The organism is Streptomyces sp. PU-14G (genome assembly GCF_041028275.1).
In the GTDB taxonomy this organism is placed as follows: Bacteria; Actinomycetota; Actinomycetes; order Streptomycetales; family Streptomycetaceae; genus Streptomyces.
The window spans coordinates 1-15,145 of the sequence record NZ_JASKYT010000174.1 but is presented as its reverse complement, the minus strand read 5'-3'; the positions used below and the strand labels follow the sequence as shown (position 1 = coordinate 15,145).

The following is a 15,145-nucleotide window of genomic DNA, read 5'->3' as shown; positions in this document are numbered from 1 at the left end:
CGCCGGGACCGAGCCAGTGCTCGGTGCGTTGGAAGGGGTAGGTGGGCAGCGGCACGCGGCGCCACTCGCCGCCCCGGTAGGCGTCCCAGTCGATGCCCGCGCCGGCGGCCCACAGGCTGCCCACCGCGCGGGCCAGGCAGCGCGGTCCCTCCTCGGTGCCCTGGGGCGAGGGCATGGTGGGTACGACGGTGCGGTTCCGCTGCCGGGAGGCGCGGGCCCGCGCGCGGGTCAGCCCGGTGAGCACCTGCCCGGGGCCCGCCTCGGCGAACAGGAGTTCCTCGTCGTCGAGCAGCAGCGCGACGGACTGTGCGAAGCGGACGGGGGCGCGCAGGTGCCGCGCCCAGTAGGCGGGGTCGACGGCCTGTTCGTCGGTGATCCAGGTGCCGGTGACGTTGGAGAGGAAGGGCAGCGTCGGGCGGTGGAGTTCCACCTTCGCCAACTCGGCGGCGAAGGGCTCGCAGGCGGGCTCCATCATGGCCGAGTGGAAGGCGTGCGAGGTGTGCAGCCGCTGTCCGGTGACGCCGCGCTCGGCGAGGGCCGCCTGTACGGCGTCCACCGCGTGGTCGGGCCCCGAGACGACGGTGAGGCGGGCGCCGTTGTAGGCGGCGATGTCGGCGCCGTCGACCCGCGGCAGGTCCTCGGCGGCCAGGGGCACGGCCAGCATGCTGCCGCCGGGCAGTTCCTGCACGAGCGCGCCGCGCCGCACCACCAGCCGCAGCGCGTCGGCGGGTGTAAAGACCCCGGCGAGGCAGGCCGCGACGTACTCGCCGACGCTGTGCCCCGCCATCGCGGACGGGCGCAGCCCCCACGCGTCCAGCAGCCGTGCCATCGCGTACTCGACGGTGAACAGGGCGGGCTGCGCCATGGCGGTGCGGGTCAGGCGGGCGGCGGCACCGGGCTCGTCCGCGGCGAACATCACCTCGGTGAGGTCCGCGTCCAGCAGCGGTCGCGCCATCCGTGCGCACTCGTCGACGGCCTCGCGGAAGACGCTCTCCTGCGCGTAGAGCCGTTGCCCCATGCCCAGGTGCTGCGAGCCCTGGCCGGGGAAGAGCAGGGCGAGGGGCGCGCCGTCGGCGGGTGTGGGGCCGGCGTCGGTGGGGGCGGCGCGCAGGGCTTCGGCCGGTCCGCCCTCGCCGGGGACGACGGCCGTCCGGTGCCGCAACTGCGGGCGGCCCAGGCCGAGGGTGGCCGCGACGTCGTGGAGGTCCTGTCCTGGGTGGGCTTCCAGTGTGTCGGCGAGGCGGCCGGTGGCGGCGGCGAGCGCTTCGGGGGTCCGGGCGGAGACGGTCAGCAGCACAGGGCGTTCGCAGGCGCGGCGTCCGGCCTTCCGTGGCGGGGGCGGCTGCTCGACGACGACGTGGGCGTTCGTGCCGCCGACGCCGAAGGAGCTGACCGCGGCGGACCGGACGTCGTGGTGCGCGGGCCAGTCGCTCAGTTCGGTGTTGACGTGGAAGGGACCGCTTGCGAAGTCGATGGCCGGGTGCGGCCTGCGGTAGTTGATGCTCGGCGGGATGCGACCGCGCTGGAGGGCGAGGACGGTCTTGATGAGCCCGACCACACCGGCGGCGGGCCCGAGGTGTCCGACGTTCCCCTTCACGGAGCCGATCGGGATGTCGGCGACGCCGGTGTGGCCGAGGTCGCGGTAGGCACGCGTGAGCGCGTTGACCTCGATGGGGTCGCCGACGCGTGTGCCGGTGCCGTGGGCCTCGACGTAGCCGATGCGCGCTGGGTCGGTCCCGCTCTCGCGCATCACCCGCCGGATGAGGCGGGCCTGCCCCTCGACGCTGGGCGCGGTGAATCCGGCCTTCAGGTTGCCGTCGTTGTTGATGGCCGAGGCACGGATGACGGCGTGTACGTGGTCGCCGTCGCGCACCGCGTCGGCGTGCCGCTTGAGGACGACGGTGCCGACGCCGGTGCCGAAGATGGTGCCGTCGGCGTCGGCGTCGAAGGGCCGCACCCGGCCGGTGAGGGAGAACATGCCGCCCTCGGCCGCGTGGTAGCCGGTGATCCTGGGCAGCTCGACCTGGACGCCGCCGGCGACGGCCGCGTCGCACTCACCGGTGCGCAGCGCCTGGCAGGCGGTGTGCACGGCGACCAGCGAGGTGGAGCAGGCGGTCGCCACGTTGACGCTCGGCCCGGTCAGGCCGAGGTGGTGGGAGACGGCGGTGGTGAGGTAGTCGGCGGCGTTGGCGACCATCACGCCGACCTCGCCGAGGAACGCGGACGCCTCGGGGTGCGCGGCCACGTTCCACTCGCGGTAGAGGTTGGGCGCGCCGCCGCCGTAGACGCCGACCGTGCCGGGGACGTGGAAGGGGTCGTATCCCGCGTGTTCCAGCGCGGTGTAGGCGGACTCCAGGAAGAGCCGGTGCTGGGGGTCGCGGACCTGGGCCTCGCGGGGTGTCAGGCCGAAGAAGCGGGCGTCGAATCCGGCCACTTCGTCGAGGACCGGTTTCGCCCTGACGTAGTGGGGGTCCGCGAGGGCGGAGTCCGGGATTCCGGCGGCGCGCAGCTCCTCGGCGGCGAAGCGGGTGACCGACTCGACGCCGCCCGCGAGGTGCGCCCAGAAGGCGTCGGGCCCGTCACTGCCGGGGACCCGCAGCGCCATGCCCACCACCGCCACCGCGTCCGGATCGTGCGGTGCGGCACCCGTGCCCGAAGCGGCGCTCCGCTCGCGGGCGCGCTCGCCGGTCTGCTGCTCTCCGGGCTCGTAGGCGGGCCCCCGCGGGTTCGTCCTGTGCACCGTACAGCCCCTTCCCCGATGATCTCGCATCCTCCGCCGCGACCAACTCACGCGTCAATGCGTACAGTTCGACAATGACGTACGGCGGGGTGCGCGGTCCTCTCTTTGCCGGCGTCCCTGCGGACGAGGGAGGAGACAGCCGGTGCCCGAACCCGTGTCCTATCCGGCGGGAGCGCTCTGCTGGGCCGATCTGCGCACGGCCGATCCGGCGTCCGCCGAACGCTTCTACGCGGCGGTGCTGGGCTGGTCCTACGTGCGCACGGGCCCGGCGTACGGCCACTACGGATACGCCACCTGGCAGCGGCACATGGTGGCCGGTATCGCACGGTCCGACAGCCGGGAACCATCCGGCGCCGGGGAGCGGCCCGGTGCCGACGACCGGGGGGACGGCGGCGCTGAGGCGAGCTGGATCGTCTCGTTCGCCACGGAGAGCGCCGACGCTTTGGCGGAGCGCGTGGCCGCGGCGGGCGGCGAGGTGCGCCACGGACCGGAGGACTTCGGGGTGCTCGGCCGGACCGTCGCCGCCGTCGATCCGGAGGGGGCGCACGTCGGCTTCTGGCAGGCCCGCGCCCACCTCGGCGCGGGCCTGTTCGGGGAGCCGTCCGCGCTGTGCTGGGCGGAGCTGGCGGTCCGCGACACGGCCGCGGCGGACCGGTTCTACGAGGCCGTGCTGGGGCTGCGGGCCACCGCCCACGCCGCCGCAGGCGAGGAGCACTACGCCGCGTTCCGGCTGCCGGACGAGGGCGCGGGCGCCGTGAGCGGCACCCACGGCGAGAGCGGCACCCGCGGCGAGAGCGGGGCCCGCGGCTGGTCCGCGCGGCCCGGCGAAGCGGTGGCGGGGCGCACCGTGCTGGCGGCAGGCCGGCCCGGCGCCGAACCGTTCTGGATGCCCTACTTCGGCGCGCGCGACACCCCGCGAACCGTCGACGCCGCGCGGCGGGAGGGCGCCGAGGTGCTGTACGAGGGGGTGAACGGCCAGGGTCGCGACGTGGCCGTCCTCCGCGACCCGCAGGGCGCCGTGTTCGCCGTGCTGGAACTCCCCGCGCCCCAGGGCGGGTCCGGCGCCGCCTGACCCCGCAACGGCTGGAGCACAACTCGGGGATTCGGGCGTCCTGAGGCTGTCGCGGCCCGTCGCCTTGCCAGTAGGGTGCGCGCCCACCGTCGTCGAGTGAACGGCGTGTGGAGCCGCGACGTTGTGGAGGTAACGGATGAGCGCGGGGGACATCTTCCTGTGGGAACTGCTCGGTACCGCGGTCCTGGTGATGCTGGGTACCGGAGTCGTCGCCAACAACGTCCTGCGCAGGACCAACGGCAATGACGGGGGCGTGCTGTTCGTCAACATCGGGTGGGGCTTCGCCGTCTTCACGGGGGCGAGCCTGGCGGCGCCCAGTGGCGCGCACCTCAACCCGGCGATCACCCTCGCCTTCGCCGTCGCCGACAAGACGCCGTGGTCGGACGTGCCCATGTACTTCCTGGCACAGATGCTCGGTGGCATCATCGGCGCGGTGCTGTGCTGGGCGACCTACAAGCTCCAGTTCGACGACCACGACGACCCGGCCGGCACCCTGGGCGTCTTCTCGACGGCACCGACGATCCGCAACCCCTTCTGGAACGTGGTCACCGAGGTGCTCGGCACATTCGTGCTGGTGGCCTTCGTCCTGTTCTCGCCCGCCTTCAAGCCCGGGGACGCGGAACAGGGCGTGCTGCCCAACTTCGGCAACTCGGCGCTGGGTTACGCGGCGGTCGCCTTCGTCGTCCTGGTGATCGGCACCTCGCTGGGCGGGCCGACCGGATACGCGATCAACCCCGCGCGCGACCTGGGGCCCCGGATCGCCTACGCGTTCGTCCTCCCGATCAGGGGCAAGGGCAAGGCCGACTGGGGCTACGCGTGGGTTCCCGTGGCCGGCCCACTCCTGGGCGGCGTGCTGGCGGCCCTGCTCTACATGGCCTACCCCGCGTAGCCGGGCACGGGGCTGCCGGGTGCCGGTCGACGGCTTCCTCGCCGAGGCTGAGTCGGCCCCTCCCGGCCCGCACCGCCAGGCCGGGAGGGGCCGGCACCGCTGTCCGGCGGTCTTCCCCTCCCGGCCGGGCCTGAGGTGTCCTGGGGGCACACAGGGACGTACGGCTGCGTACGCACGGTGCTACGCGTGCGTCCAGGAGGGAGCCCCGCATGGAGACCACAGCCCCCACCGGGCAGACCGGTTGGTACGTGGACGACAGGTGTACCGACTGCGACGTGGCCCGCCAGCTCGCCCCGGACCTCATCGCCCAGGGCGAGGGCCGTTCCGAGGTCGTGCGGCAGCCGCGCGACGAGGGCGAGACGCGGCAGATGGTGGCCGCCGCGCTCGCCTGCCACACACGCTCGATCCGCCCCGCCGGCGGGCGCCTGGACCCGGCGGCCTTCGACCCCTTTCCCCTCGCGCTGGAGCCGGACGTCCTGCTGTGCGGCCACAACTCCACGCACACCGCGGGTGCCAACGCCTACCTGCTGCGGCGCCCTTCGCACACGTGGATGATGATCGACACCCCGCGCTTCAGCGAACGGCTGGCCGAACGCTACGAGGCACTGGGCCACTTCACCGACGTGCTGCTCACCCACCGGGACCACGCGGCGCACGGCCGGCGCTGGGCCGACCGGCTCGGGGCGCGGCTGTGGATCCACGAGGGCGACCTGGACGCCGCCCCCGACGCCGATCAGGTGCTGCGCGGCACCGACCCGCGGGACATCGCTGAGGGCGTCCGCGTCTTCCCGCTGCCCGGACACACCCGCGGCAGCGTCCTCTACGTCGCCGACGAACGCTACTGCTTCAGCGGGGACAGCTTCTACTGGGCGCGGACCCTCCAGGACATCGAGGTGGCGCAGAGCGTGACCTGGTACTCGATCGAGGAGTTGGCCGCCTCGCTGGCCAGGACGGTGGACGCGCTGCGCTTCGAGTGGCTGCTGCCGGGGCACGGCGGGCGCACACAGCTGCCGGCGGCCGAGATGGCCCGGCGCATGAAGCAGTTGGCCGACCGCGTGGCCGACCTCCCGCCGCGGCCCGTCGACTTCACCGCACTACGCTGGTAGCGCCCGCGGCACGTTCGGCGGCGGGCCCGCCGAACGCCGCGAGGAGCCCCGCCCGCATGGCCGCTGTGAGAGCCGCACGCCTGGTCACCGACGTCCTGCAGCCCCGCAACACACTGCTGGCCGGCCTGACCGGGCTGGGGATCGCGGCGGCGGGTGACTGGACGGGCGTGCCGTGGGGGCTGTTCGCCGCCCTGTGCGCGGGCGTCGTTCCTGCCTCGTACATCGACTGGGAGCGGCGGCGCGGCACCTGGGGCGACCGGCACGTGGTGGACCGCACGCAGCGGCTCCCGATCTTCCTGGTGATTCTCGGCTCCGTCGGGCTGGGTGCGCTGGTGATGGTGCTCGGGCGGGCCCCCGCGGACCTGTTGGTCGCCATGGTGGCCATGTGGGCGATGACCGTGTGCCTGATGACGGTGAACTCGGTGTGGAAGATCAGCGTGGACGCGGCGGTGGCGTCCGGCGTGGTGGCGATGCTGGCGGTGGTGCACTCGCCCTGGTGGCTGGCGGCCTACGCGATGGTGGCTGCCGTGTGCTGGTCGCGGACAGCGCTGACGTACCACTCGGTGGCGCAGACGGTGGCCGGTGCGGCGCTCGGCGGCATGACGGCGAGCGCCTGGCTGCTGTGAGCAGCGCCCGGCCGCGGTGGGCAGCGCCCGGCCGCCGAGGGCAACGCCCGACCGCGGAGGGCTGCGCCCGGCCGCCGTGAGTGGCCGGGGCCTCACCCGAAGGGGTCACCTGGGTGGGCACGCGTCCGGCGTGACGCCGGTGACGGGCGCGAGGGCGGGGCACTCCCCCGTCCGTCGCGTCCTCCGCCGCCCGACCCCGCCCCCGCACCGCCGAGGTGCGCCATCGATCCCTGTCCGCTCCCGCGGCGCTGACCCGGGCGGCGCTCCCGAGCGTCTTCGCGCACGCCTCCGCCGGGAAGCGGGCTGGGACGAGGCGGTGGACGAGGCGTCACCTTCGCCGAACGGGCCCTGGTCGAACGTCCTCGCGACCCGGCCGGCCTCCCGGCGCGCCACCGCGCCTGCCGGCGCGCCCCCTCAAGCGGGGGCGCGCCGGCAGGGCAGGGCCGGGAACGCCGTGGCCGTGCCTTCGTGCGCTCAGACCACGCCCTGGTCGCGCATCGCGTCGGCGACGCGGAGGAACCCGGCGGCGTTGGCGCCCAGGACGTAGTCGTCGGGCGTGCCGAACTCCTCGGCCGCGGCGACGCACTGGGTGTGGATGTCGCGCATCACGGCGGCCAGTCGCCCCTCGGCCTGCTCGAAGGGCCAGGAGTCGCGCGCGGCGTTCTGCTGCATCTCCAGCGCGGACGTCGCCACCCCGCCCGCGTTGGCGGCCTTGCCGGGCCCGTAGAGGACGCCCGCCTCGCGCAGCACCTCGACGGCGTAGGGGGTGCAGGGCATGTTGGCGCCCTCGGCGACGGCCTTGACGCCGTTCTTGACCAGGACCACCGCGTGCTGCTCGGTGAGCTCGTTCTGCGTCGCGCACGGCAGGGCGATGTCGCAGGGCACGTCGTAGACCGAGCCGCGGGTGCTGAAGCGGGCGGTCGTGCGGGCCTCGGCGTAGGTGTCGAGGCGGCCCCGGCGCTCCAGCTTGATCTCCTTGAGCAGGTCGAGGTCGAGTCCCGCCTCGTCCACCAGGTAGCCGGAGGAGTCGGAGCAGGCGATGACCTGCGCCCCGAGTTCCTGCGCCTTCTCGATGGCGAACAGCGACACGTTGCCGGAGCCGGAGAGGACGACGCGGCGGCCCGCCAGGTCCTCGCCGCGGGTGGCGAGCATCTCGCGGACGAAGTGCACGGTGCCGTACCCGGTCGCCTCCGTGCGGGCGTGCGAGCCGCCCCAGCCGGTGCCCTTGCCGGTGAGGACGCCCGCCTCGAAGCGGTTGGTCAGCCGCTTGTACTGGCCGAACAGGTAGCCGATCTCCCGGCCGCCGACGTTGATGTCGCCCGCGGGCACGTCGGTGTGATCGCCCAGGTGGCGGTACAGCTCCGTCATGAACGACTGGCAGAAGCGCATGACCTCCGCGTCGCTGCGGCCCTTCGGGTCGAAGTCCGCGCCGCCCTTGCCCGCGCCGATGCCGAGGCCGGTGAGCGCGTTCTTGAAGATCTGCTCGAAGGCGAGGAACTTCACGGTGCCCAGCGCGAGGTCGGGCACGAACCGCAGCCCGCCCTTGTAGGGGCCCAGCGCGCTGCTGAACTGGACCCGGAAGCCGCGGTTGACATGGACATCTCCCGCGTCGTCGGTCCAGGGCACCCGGAAGAGGACCTGCCGCTCGGGCTCGACCAGCCGCTCCACCAGCTTCGCCTCGGCGTACTCGGGCCGCTTGCGCAGCACGGGCTCAAGGCTGTGCAGCACTTCGTGCACGGCCTGGTGGAACTCGGACTCACCGGGGTTCCGGCGCAGAACGTCTGCGTACACCGCTTCGATACGGCTGCTGGCATCCACGGGCATCTCTCCTCGTCACTCGCCACGCCCGGCCCGGTCCCGAAAGGCCGTGCGGCTCACGAGGGTACGTGCCGGTACCACGAGCTCCGCTCTCGGGTGGCGAAAACCACTTTCCGCGGCGGGGCCGCGCCGCCCGCGGCGAGGTCACTCCTCGGCCAGCCGCACCGCGTTCTCCAGCAGCAGTGCGTGCACGAACCCCTGCGGCAGGTTGCCGCGCAGCTGGCGCTGCTCGACGTCGAACTCCTCCGCGTACAGGGTCGGCGGCCCGTAGGCGCCCCTGTTGCGTTCGAACCAGCGATAGGCGGCCGGACGGTCACCGAGGTGGTCCACGGCCAGGGACATCATGAACCCGCACAGCAGGAAGGCGCCCTCCGCGGCGGCGAGGGGGCGGCCGTCGTGGCGGAAGCGGTAGACGTAGCCGTCCTCGGCGAGCTCGGCCTGGACAGCGGCCACGGTCCGGGCCGTCGTCGGGTCCTCCTCGGGCAGGCAGCCGCGGGCCAGCGGCAGCAGGACACCGGCGTCCATGTTCGGGTCGTCGGCGGCACGGGCCCACACCCCGTCGCTGCGCAGACAGCGGGCGCGGGTCCCCTCCAGCACGGTCTCGGCGAGCCGCCGGTGGCGCTCCGCCTCCCGCTCGGGCAGCTGGGCCGCAAGAGCCCGCAGACCGGCCACCACGCTGAGGCGGGAATGCGTCCACCAGCGCTTCTCCAGCTCCCACAGCCCCGCCTCAGGGCGCTGCCAGTTGCGCTCGACGGCCGTGACGGCGACGTCGACCGCGCGGCGCACGTCCGTGTTCTCCAGGTGGCCGTGGCGCGCCGCCGCCGCGTACAGCTGGAGGACCTCGCCGAAGGTGTCGAGCTGGAACTGGCTGCCCGCCTTGTTGCCGACCCGGTCGCTGCCGCCCGGATAGCCGCTCAGCCCCAGGCTCCGCTCGTCGGGGACGCGCCCCCCGGTGACGGTGTAGGCGGGCCGCAGCGAGTCGCCGTCCGCCAGGACACGGGCGGTGACGAAGTCGACCGCGCTGTCCAGCAGCGGATGCGGCCCGTGCGTGGCCACGGCGATCCCCGCGTAGCTCTGGTCACGCAGCCAGGCGTAGCGGTAGTCGTAGTTGCGGCCCTCGCCCGCGTGCTCGGGCAGTGAGGTGGTGGCCGCCGCCACCATGCCGCCGGCCCCGCTGGTCAGGCCCGTCAGCACCGCGTACGCCTGCCGTGCGTCCCGCGGGGCCAGCAGGTCCGAGCAGTCGGGCACGGCCTGCCGCCAGCGGCGCTCGGTCTCCTTCCACAGCCCGTGCGGCTCCAGGCTGCCACCGCCGGCCGCCCGCCCGGTGGCGATCTCCAGGACGAGGTCCCGCCGCTCGCCCTCCCGCAGCGTGAATCCGCCGTACAGCGCCCCGTCCGCGCCGGGCCGGGCTTCGGGGGCACCGGACCAGCGCATCCGCAGCCCACCGCCGCACGCCTCCCACACGCGAGCCGCGTCCGCAGCGGAGTCCGGCTCCTCCTCCGACCGCCTCCAGGCGCCCATCGGAGCCTTCCCGAAGCCAGGACGGGGATCGAGGCACATCCGCACACCGACCCCCGAGGACGGCCCGCGCTCGACGCTGATCTGGCGCAGGACCACGAGCCGTTCGGGCGTGGCGGGCAGCGCCAGGGCGTCTCTGGTGAGGAGCACGGCGTTCGAGGTCACCCAGCGGCTGACGCGGATGAGGGTGCCGTTCTCGTAGAAGCCGCCCGACACCTGCCAGTCGTCCTCGGGGAGCAGGGCGTACTGCCCCGCTCCGCCGATGAGCCGGGAGAAGACCGCGTCGCTGTCCCAGCAGGGCGCGCACATCCATACGAGCTCGCCCCGCGGGCTGACGAGCGCGCCGCGCTCGCCGTCCCCGAGGAACGCGTAGTCCCGCAGCGGCCACGGCTGCGTCCCGTGGCCGCCACGTCGCTGAGAAGGAGCCTCCTGCGTCATGGTCGTGACCCTAGTACCCGGCCGCCCCGCTCGGGGAACTCCGCACTCCGCGCGGTCACCGGCACGGAACCGGCCGGCGGCGGCTCTCCCGGCACACGGGACAGGACCGGGCCGGGCCGGGGCCTGCCGTGGGCCGCGCGGAACTGTTGGCCGGGCGGCGTGAGCAGGGCGACGCCGGGTACCCGGCCGATCCAGCGGCGGCGCTCCCGAGCCGCCGCCCGTGACGAAGGAGGCGGACCCATGAGCCAACGGGTTCACGACGTCATGACCGCCGCGCCGGTCGCCGTGGGCACGCTCACCGGCGTCGGCGAGGTCGCACAGCGCATGCGTGACGAGGACATCGGCGCCGTGCTGGTAACCGAGCGCGACGAGTTGCGCGGACTGGTCACCGACCGTGATCTGGTGGTCCGGGTGCTGGCGGAGGGGCGCGACCCGGAACAGACGACGGTACGGGAAGCGTGCAGCCCCCAGCTGGTCACGGTCGGGCCGGACGACGACGCCGGCCGGGCCGTCGGACTGATGCGCGAGCACGCGCTGCGGCGGCTGCCGGTCGTCGAGAACGGCGAGGCCGTGGGCGTGGTGGCGCTGGGTGACCTGGCGGTCGAGCACGACACGGACTCGACGCTGAGCGAGATCAGCGCCTCCTCGTCCAACACCTGACATGCGGCGGCCTCCGCGCACGGCGGCCTCCCCCGGCGGCGTCAGCAGCCGCCGCGTGGCCCCGGGCCGGCGCCGCGTGGACCTAGACCGGGGGCGTTGCGTGGCCCTCGGCCGACGCCTGCGCGCCACCGGCGCGGCGGAGCATGGCCCAGGTGCGGGGCCCGCCGTCCGGAAGGGCGACCTCGGCGGTGACGGTGAAGCCCAGCTTCCGGTAGAAGCGGACATTGCCCTCGTCGGAGGTCTCCAGGAACGCCGGCTGCCCCGCCTCGTCGGCCGCGGCCAGCCCGGCCCGCACCACGGCGCTGCCGAGTCCGCCACCCTGGGCGGCCGGGTCCACACCGACGGTCCCCAGGAACCAGGCAGGCTCGGCCGGGCGGTGCGGCGCCAGCGCGCGCTCGGCGGAGTCGAAGGCGAAGGCGCGGTCCCCGGCCAGCTCGGTCAACCGGGGTGCGACCTGGGCGAACCCCGGCGAGGGGTCACGCTCGGGGGTCGTCCACACGGCGACGGCGCTGACACCACGCGCGTCCTGGGCCACCCACACGCGCCCGTACGGCATCCCGATCCGGGTCAGGAACAGCTCCTGGAACCGGCCGACCCGCTCCTCGTGAGAGTCCGCGGCCACGACGTGCCGGGTGAAGGGGTAGTCGGCGAACGCCCGCGCGAGGACACGGACCGCGGCGGGGCGGTCCGCCGGCTCCGCGGGCCGGACACGGGGCGGCTGCCCCAGTGGGGCTTCGCTGGTCGCTGCCGTCATCGACATTCCTCCTCGGGGTGGCACGCGGTGCCGTCGGCACGGTCTGGCACCCGTACAACGCCCACGGGCCCCGGTCGGTGCCCCTGCGGGACGGGGCTCTCGACGCGGCGGGCACCCGGACGCGGACGGCCGCTCCGCTTGGTGTGCTGGGGCAGATGGGTGTTCCCTGGACAGGAGGAACGCGCACAAAAGGAATGAACGTCACCTATTCGAGGTGAGGAGCTGGACATGTCCAAGCGCCAACCCGACCAGGCGGGCAACGAGCCGGACCAGATCCGCGGGCCCGAGGAGCGCCGCGTCCACGGCGGAATGCCGGGCAAGCCCGACGACGACGAACTGGCCCGGCGCACCGAGGAGGAGCGCGTCGAGGCCGGGGTGGACGACTACGACCCCGACGACGTGCCGCCCGCCACCGAGAGCTGACGAAACCGGAAGCAACCAGGGCCGGCGGCACCGCCGGTCCGGACCGCTGAGAGGCCGCACCCATGCCGATCGCCACGGTGAACCCCGCTGACGGCGAAACCCTCAAGACGTTCGACCCGCTGTCCGACGAGGAGATCGAACGGCGCCTCGCGGAGGCCGACGCGGCCTTCCGCACCTACCGCACCACCACGTTCGAGGAACGGTCCCGGCTGCTGAACGCGGCGGCGGACCTGCTGGAGCGGGAGGCGAGCGGCGTCGCGCGTGTCATCACCACCGAGATGGGCAAGCCCCTGGCCGCCGCGGAGGCGGAGGCCGCCAAGTGCGTGAAGACGATGCGCTGGTACGCCGCGAACGCCGAGGCGCTGCTGGCCAACGAGTATCCGGCAGCGGCGGACGTGCAGGACGCGGGCGCCGTCCGGGCCAAGGTCCACTATCGGCCGCTGGGCCCCGTGCTCGCGGTCATGCCCTGGAACTTCCCGCTGTGGCAGGTCATCAGGTTCGCGGCGCCCGCGCTCATGGCGGGCAACGTCGGCCTGCTCAAGCACGCCTCGAACGTGCCGCAGACCGCGCTGTACCTGGGCGACCTCTTCCACCGCGCGGGTTTCGCGCCCGGCTGCTTCCAGACGCTGCTGGTGCCCTCCAGCGCGATCGAGTCGGTGCTGCGGGACCGGAGGGTGGCCGCCGCGACCCTGACCGGGAGCGAGGGGGCGGGCCGCTCGGTGGCCTCGATCGCCGGGGACGAGATCAAGAAGACCGTTCTCGAACTCGGCGGCAGCGACCCCTACGTGGTGATGCCCTCGGCCGACATCGACGCCGCGGCCCGCACGGCGGTGACCGCGCGGGTGCAGAACGCCGGCCAGTCGTGCATCGCGGCCAAGCGCTTCATCGTCCACACGGACGTCTACGACGCGTTCGCCGAGCGGTTCACCGCGGGCATGCGCGGCCTCACCGTCGGGGACCCCATGGAATCCGGCACGGACGTCGGCCCGCTCTCCAGCGCGCAGGGCCGCGAGGACCTGGAGGAGCTGGTCACCGACGCGCTCGCGCAGGGCGCACAGGCCCTGTGCGGGGGCCGTCGCCCGGAAGGGCTGGAGCGTGGCTTCTACTACGAGCCGACCGTACTGACCGGCATCACCGAGCAGATGCGCATCCACCGCGAGGAGACGTTCGGTCCCGTCGCCACGCTCTACCGCGTCCGCGACATCGACGAGGCGATCGAGGTGGCCAACGACACGTCGTTCGGCCTCAGTTCGAACGTCTGGACGCAGGACGAGGCCGAGACCGAGCGCTTCGTGCGGGACGTGGAGGCAGGCGGCATCTACTTCAACGGCATGACCGCCTCCCATCCCGCGCTCCCCTTCGGCGGCGTCAAGCGCTCCGGGTACGGGCGCGAACTCGCGGGCCACGGCATCCGCGAGTTCTGCAACGCCACCACGGTCTGGCGCGCGTCCTGAGCACACCAGGGCACGCCCTCGCCCTCAGCGCCTGCTCACCGTGCGGTTTCAGTACCTGCTCACCGTGCGGTTGACGCCCGCCACGAAGGTGGTGGCCAGCACCCATCCCGCGACGATCAGCACATACGCCAGCCACTGGTATGCGCCCTGCGGGGCGTACGCCTTCTCCTGCCCGAAGTCGATGATCGGCAGCAGAAGATCGAGGGCGTAGGCGAAGGCGTTGAAACCGGGGGCCTCGTCCGCCTTGAGGGGGCGCGGCGGGTGCAGCCCGTAGGCGAGCGTGCCCACGAGCAGCAGCCCGGCCAGCCATCCGGCGGCCCGCATCGGCCGGAACCCGTAGCCGACCGCCGCGTCCTGGAGGTGGCCCCACCACCGCGCGTACAGCGGCAGGGTGGCACGGTGCCTGCGCTGCTTGGCGAGCTGCACCGAGCGCGCCGCCGCGTCGTCGCCGATGTGCCGGTAGGCGGCGGTCAGCTGCTCGTACGCGAAGGGCACGTACCCGTCCCCGTCCCGCGTCAGCACTTCCAGACGCTGCGCGGCGGGGAGCGTGGGAGCCAGGGTGGTGTAGGCGAGCCCGTCCAGGCGGACGGAGGCGGGCCAGACCTCGGGGCTGATGTGCAGCAGGTCGAATCGGGCTCTGCGCAGGTTCACGGCGCCCTCGATGCGCCGGGCCTCGCGCAGCCAGAACTCCCCCGCCGTGCAGCTGCTGACCCGCAGGGCGACTCCGCCGGGGTTGGACAGCCGGGCGTAGGCGAGGTTGAGCTGCCCCGGGACGGTGGCGCCGCGCAGGTTGACCCGCCCCTCGGCGCGGAGCCGCATGGCGTGCAGGTCGGTTCCGACAGTGATGGTTTCGGCTTGGAGCGCGGTGCCCACGTGGTGCAGGAAGCGCGCGTCGTCGAAGCCGATGTGCCCTGTGACGGTCAGGCCGTCCAGCCGTGCCTCGCCGTAGCAGGTCAGGCGGGCGGCGCGCAGGTCCTCGCCGATGGTGGCGTGGTCGAGCCGGAGAACTTTCGCCTCCACGGGGCTGCGCCCGTCGGCGTCCGGCTCCGGCCCCAGCACGGCGCGCTCCAGGAACAAGGCGCCCTCGATACGCGCTCCGCCCAGCCGCACCCGCCGGGTGACGCGGCAGTCGCTCATGCGCAGCGCCCCGCCCACCCGCACCGTGGTCGCCCACAGCTCCGGCATCCGGCAGCCGCGCAGGGTCAGCCCCCGGCACTCGGCGCCGTAGAAGATGACGGGCTCGGCGAAGGAGCACTCCGTCAGCGAGACCGGGTACGGCACCACAGCCGAGTGCAGGTCGAGTGCGCCGGTGATCCGCGCGCCCCGCAAGCGCAGCGCGGGTATCTCCCCGTCCTCGGCCGGTGCCCGCAGCAGAAGTGAACGCAGCACCCTGGCACGTACCGTCCGGTCGCCGGCACCGGTCAGGTCCACTGTCTCGCCACGGGGGAACGCCTCGCGGATCCGCCGCTCCGGCTCCGTCAGCTCATCGATCTCCACGCGCGTGACTCTTCCCGCAGGCCACGGAGCGCGTCAACCGCACCTGTGGGCACGGTGGTTCCGCGCACGACGACAAGCCAAGCGCCTCGGCCGGCGCCGCCGGGCCGTCGGGCGGCGGGGCGGCGGGCCGACGGGCCGACGGGCCGGCGG

12 protein-coding genes are annotated in these 15,145 nt (G+C 73.9%); 7 read left to right on the top strand and 5 right to left on the bottom strand.

Annotated elements, in window-relative coordinates; translation table 11 throughout:
- A partial coding sequence (locus AB8Z75_RS20295) for a type I polyketide synthase (RefSeq protein WP_369203992.1) occupies window positions 1-2,740 on the bottom strand: 2,740 nt, incomplete at its 3' end.
- Between the two features lie 142 nt (window positions 2,741-2,882).
- On the opposite strand from AB8Z75_RS20295, the gene AB8Z75_RS20290 reads away from it, so the two are divergent.
- From AB8Z75_RS20290 to AB8Z75_RS20275, 4 genes are all read left to right on the top strand, one after another.
- Window positions 2,883-3,812 (top strand): VOC family protein, encoded by a 930-nt coding sequence (locus AB8Z75_RS20290; protein WP_369203990.1) that lies wholly within the window; start codon window positions 2,883-2,885, stop codon window positions 3,810-3,812.
- Between the two features lie 136 nt (window positions 3,813-3,948).
- A complete protein-coding gene (locus AB8Z75_RS20285) occupies window positions 3,949-4,701 on the top strand; it encodes an MIP/aquaporin family protein (RefSeq protein WP_369203988.1) in 753 nt (250 codons plus the stop codon).
- A 209-nt stretch (window positions 4,702-4,910) separates the two neighbouring features.
- On the top strand, window positions 4,911-5,807 hold the full coding sequence (locus AB8Z75_RS20280) for a ferredoxin (protein ID WP_369203986.1): 897 nt from the start codon (window positions 4,911-4,913) through the stop codon (window positions 5,805-5,807).
- A 56-nt stretch (window positions 5,808-5,863) separates the two neighbouring features.
- Window positions 5,864-6,433 carry a hypothetical protein gene (locus AB8Z75_RS20275; protein ID WP_369203984.1) on the top strand — a complete coding sequence of 190 codons (570 nt, stop codon included), beginning with the start codon at window positions 5,864-5,866 and terminating at the stop codon, window positions 6,431-6,433.
- A 474-nt stretch (window positions 6,434-6,907) separates the two neighbouring features.
- Here the strand turns inward: AB8Z75_RS20275 and gdhA are convergent, their stop codons facing one another.
- Both gdhA and AB8Z75_RS20265 read right to left on the bottom strand, forming a co-directional pair.
- On the bottom strand, window positions 6,908-8,257 hold the full coding sequence (gene gdhA / locus AB8Z75_RS20270; protein ID WP_369203982.1) for an NADP-specific glutamate dehydrogenase: 1,350 nt from the start codon (window positions 8,255-8,257) through the stop codon (window positions 6,908-6,910).
- 138 nt (window positions 8,258-8,395) lie between these two features.
- Window positions 8,396-10,207, bottom strand: a complete 1,812-nt coding sequence (locus AB8Z75_RS20265; protein ID WP_369203980.1) for a glycoside hydrolase family 15 protein — start codon at window positions 10,205-10,207, stop codon at window positions 8,396-8,398.
- A gap of 240 nt (window positions 10,208-10,447) precedes the next feature.
- Here AB8Z75_RS20265 and AB8Z75_RS20260 point away from each other — a divergent pair, with 240 nt between their 5' ends.
- A complete protein-coding gene (locus tag AB8Z75_RS20260; protein WP_369203978.1) occupies window positions 10,448-10,867 on the top strand; it encodes a CBS domain-containing protein in 420 nt (139 codons plus the stop codon).
- A gap of 82 nt (window positions 10,868-10,949) precedes the next feature.
- Here the strand turns inward: AB8Z75_RS20260 and AB8Z75_RS20255 are convergent, their stop codons facing one another.
- Entirely contained in the window at window positions 10,950-11,621 is a 672-nt protein-coding gene (locus tag AB8Z75_RS20255) for a GNAT family N-acetyltransferase (RefSeq protein WP_369203976.1), read from the bottom strand.
- A 228-nt stretch (window positions 11,622-11,849) separates the two neighbouring features.
- On the opposite strand from AB8Z75_RS20255, the gene AB8Z75_RS20250 reads away from it, so the two are divergent.
- On the top strand, window positions 11,850-12,044 hold the full coding sequence (locus AB8Z75_RS20250; RefSeq protein WP_369203974.1) for a hypothetical protein: 195 nt from the start codon (window positions 11,850-11,852) through the stop codon (window positions 12,042-12,044).
- A gap of 62 nt (window positions 12,045-12,106) precedes the next feature.
- Window positions 12,107-13,498 (top strand): NADP-dependent succinic semialdehyde dehydrogenase, encoded by a 1,392-nt coding sequence (locus tag AB8Z75_RS20245; protein ID WP_369203972.1) that lies wholly within the window; start codon window positions 12,107-12,109, stop codon window positions 13,496-13,498.
- A 48-nt stretch (window positions 13,499-13,546) separates the two neighbouring features.
- On the opposite strand, the gene AB8Z75_RS20240 is transcribed toward AB8Z75_RS20245, so the two are convergent.
- Window positions 13,547-14,995, bottom strand: coding sequence for a membrane-associated oxidoreductase (locus tag AB8Z75_RS20240; protein ID WP_369203970.1), 1,449 nt, complete (start codon window positions 14,993-14,995; stop codon window positions 13,547-13,549).
- Between the last annotated feature and the right edge of the window lie 150 nt (window positions 14,996-15,145).

Bases quoted from the DNA above. Each gene is read 5' to 3' on its own strand.
- AB8Z75_RS20280 (WP_369203986.1), top strand. From the start codon at position 4,911: ATGGAGACCACAGCCCCCACCGGGCAGACCGGTTGGTACGTGGACGAC.
- AB8Z75_RS20255 (WP_369203976.1), bottom strand. From the start codon at position 11,621: ATGACGGCAGCGACCAGCGAAGCCCCACTGGGGCAGCCGCCCCGTGTC.
- gdhA (WP_369203982.1), bottom strand. From the start codon at position 8,257: ATGCCCGTGGATGCCAGCAGCCGTATCGAAGCGGTGTACGCAGACGTT.
- AB8Z75_RS20260 (WP_369203978.1), top strand. From the start codon at position 10,448: ATGAGCCAACGGGTTCACGACGTCATGACCGCCGCGCCGGTCGCCGTG.
- AB8Z75_RS20245 (WP_369203972.1), top strand. From the start codon at position 12,107: ATGCCGATCGCCACGGTGAACCCCGCTGACGGCGAAACCCTCAAGACG.
- AB8Z75_RS20285 (WP_369203988.1), top strand. From the start codon at position 3,949: ATGAGCGCGGGGGACATCTTCCTGTGGGAACTGCTCGGTACCGCGGTC.
- AB8Z75_RS20265 (WP_369203980.1), bottom strand. From the start codon at position 10,207: ATGACGCAGGAGGCTCCTTCTCAGCGACGTGGCGGCCACGGGACGCAG.
- AB8Z75_RS20275 (WP_369203984.1), top strand. From the start codon at position 5,864: ATGGCCGCTGTGAGAGCCGCACGCCTGGTCACCGACGTCCTGCAGCCC.
- AB8Z75_RS20250 (WP_369203974.1), top strand. From the start codon at position 11,850: ATGTCCAAGCGCCAACCCGACCAGGCGGGCAACGAGCCGGACCAGATC.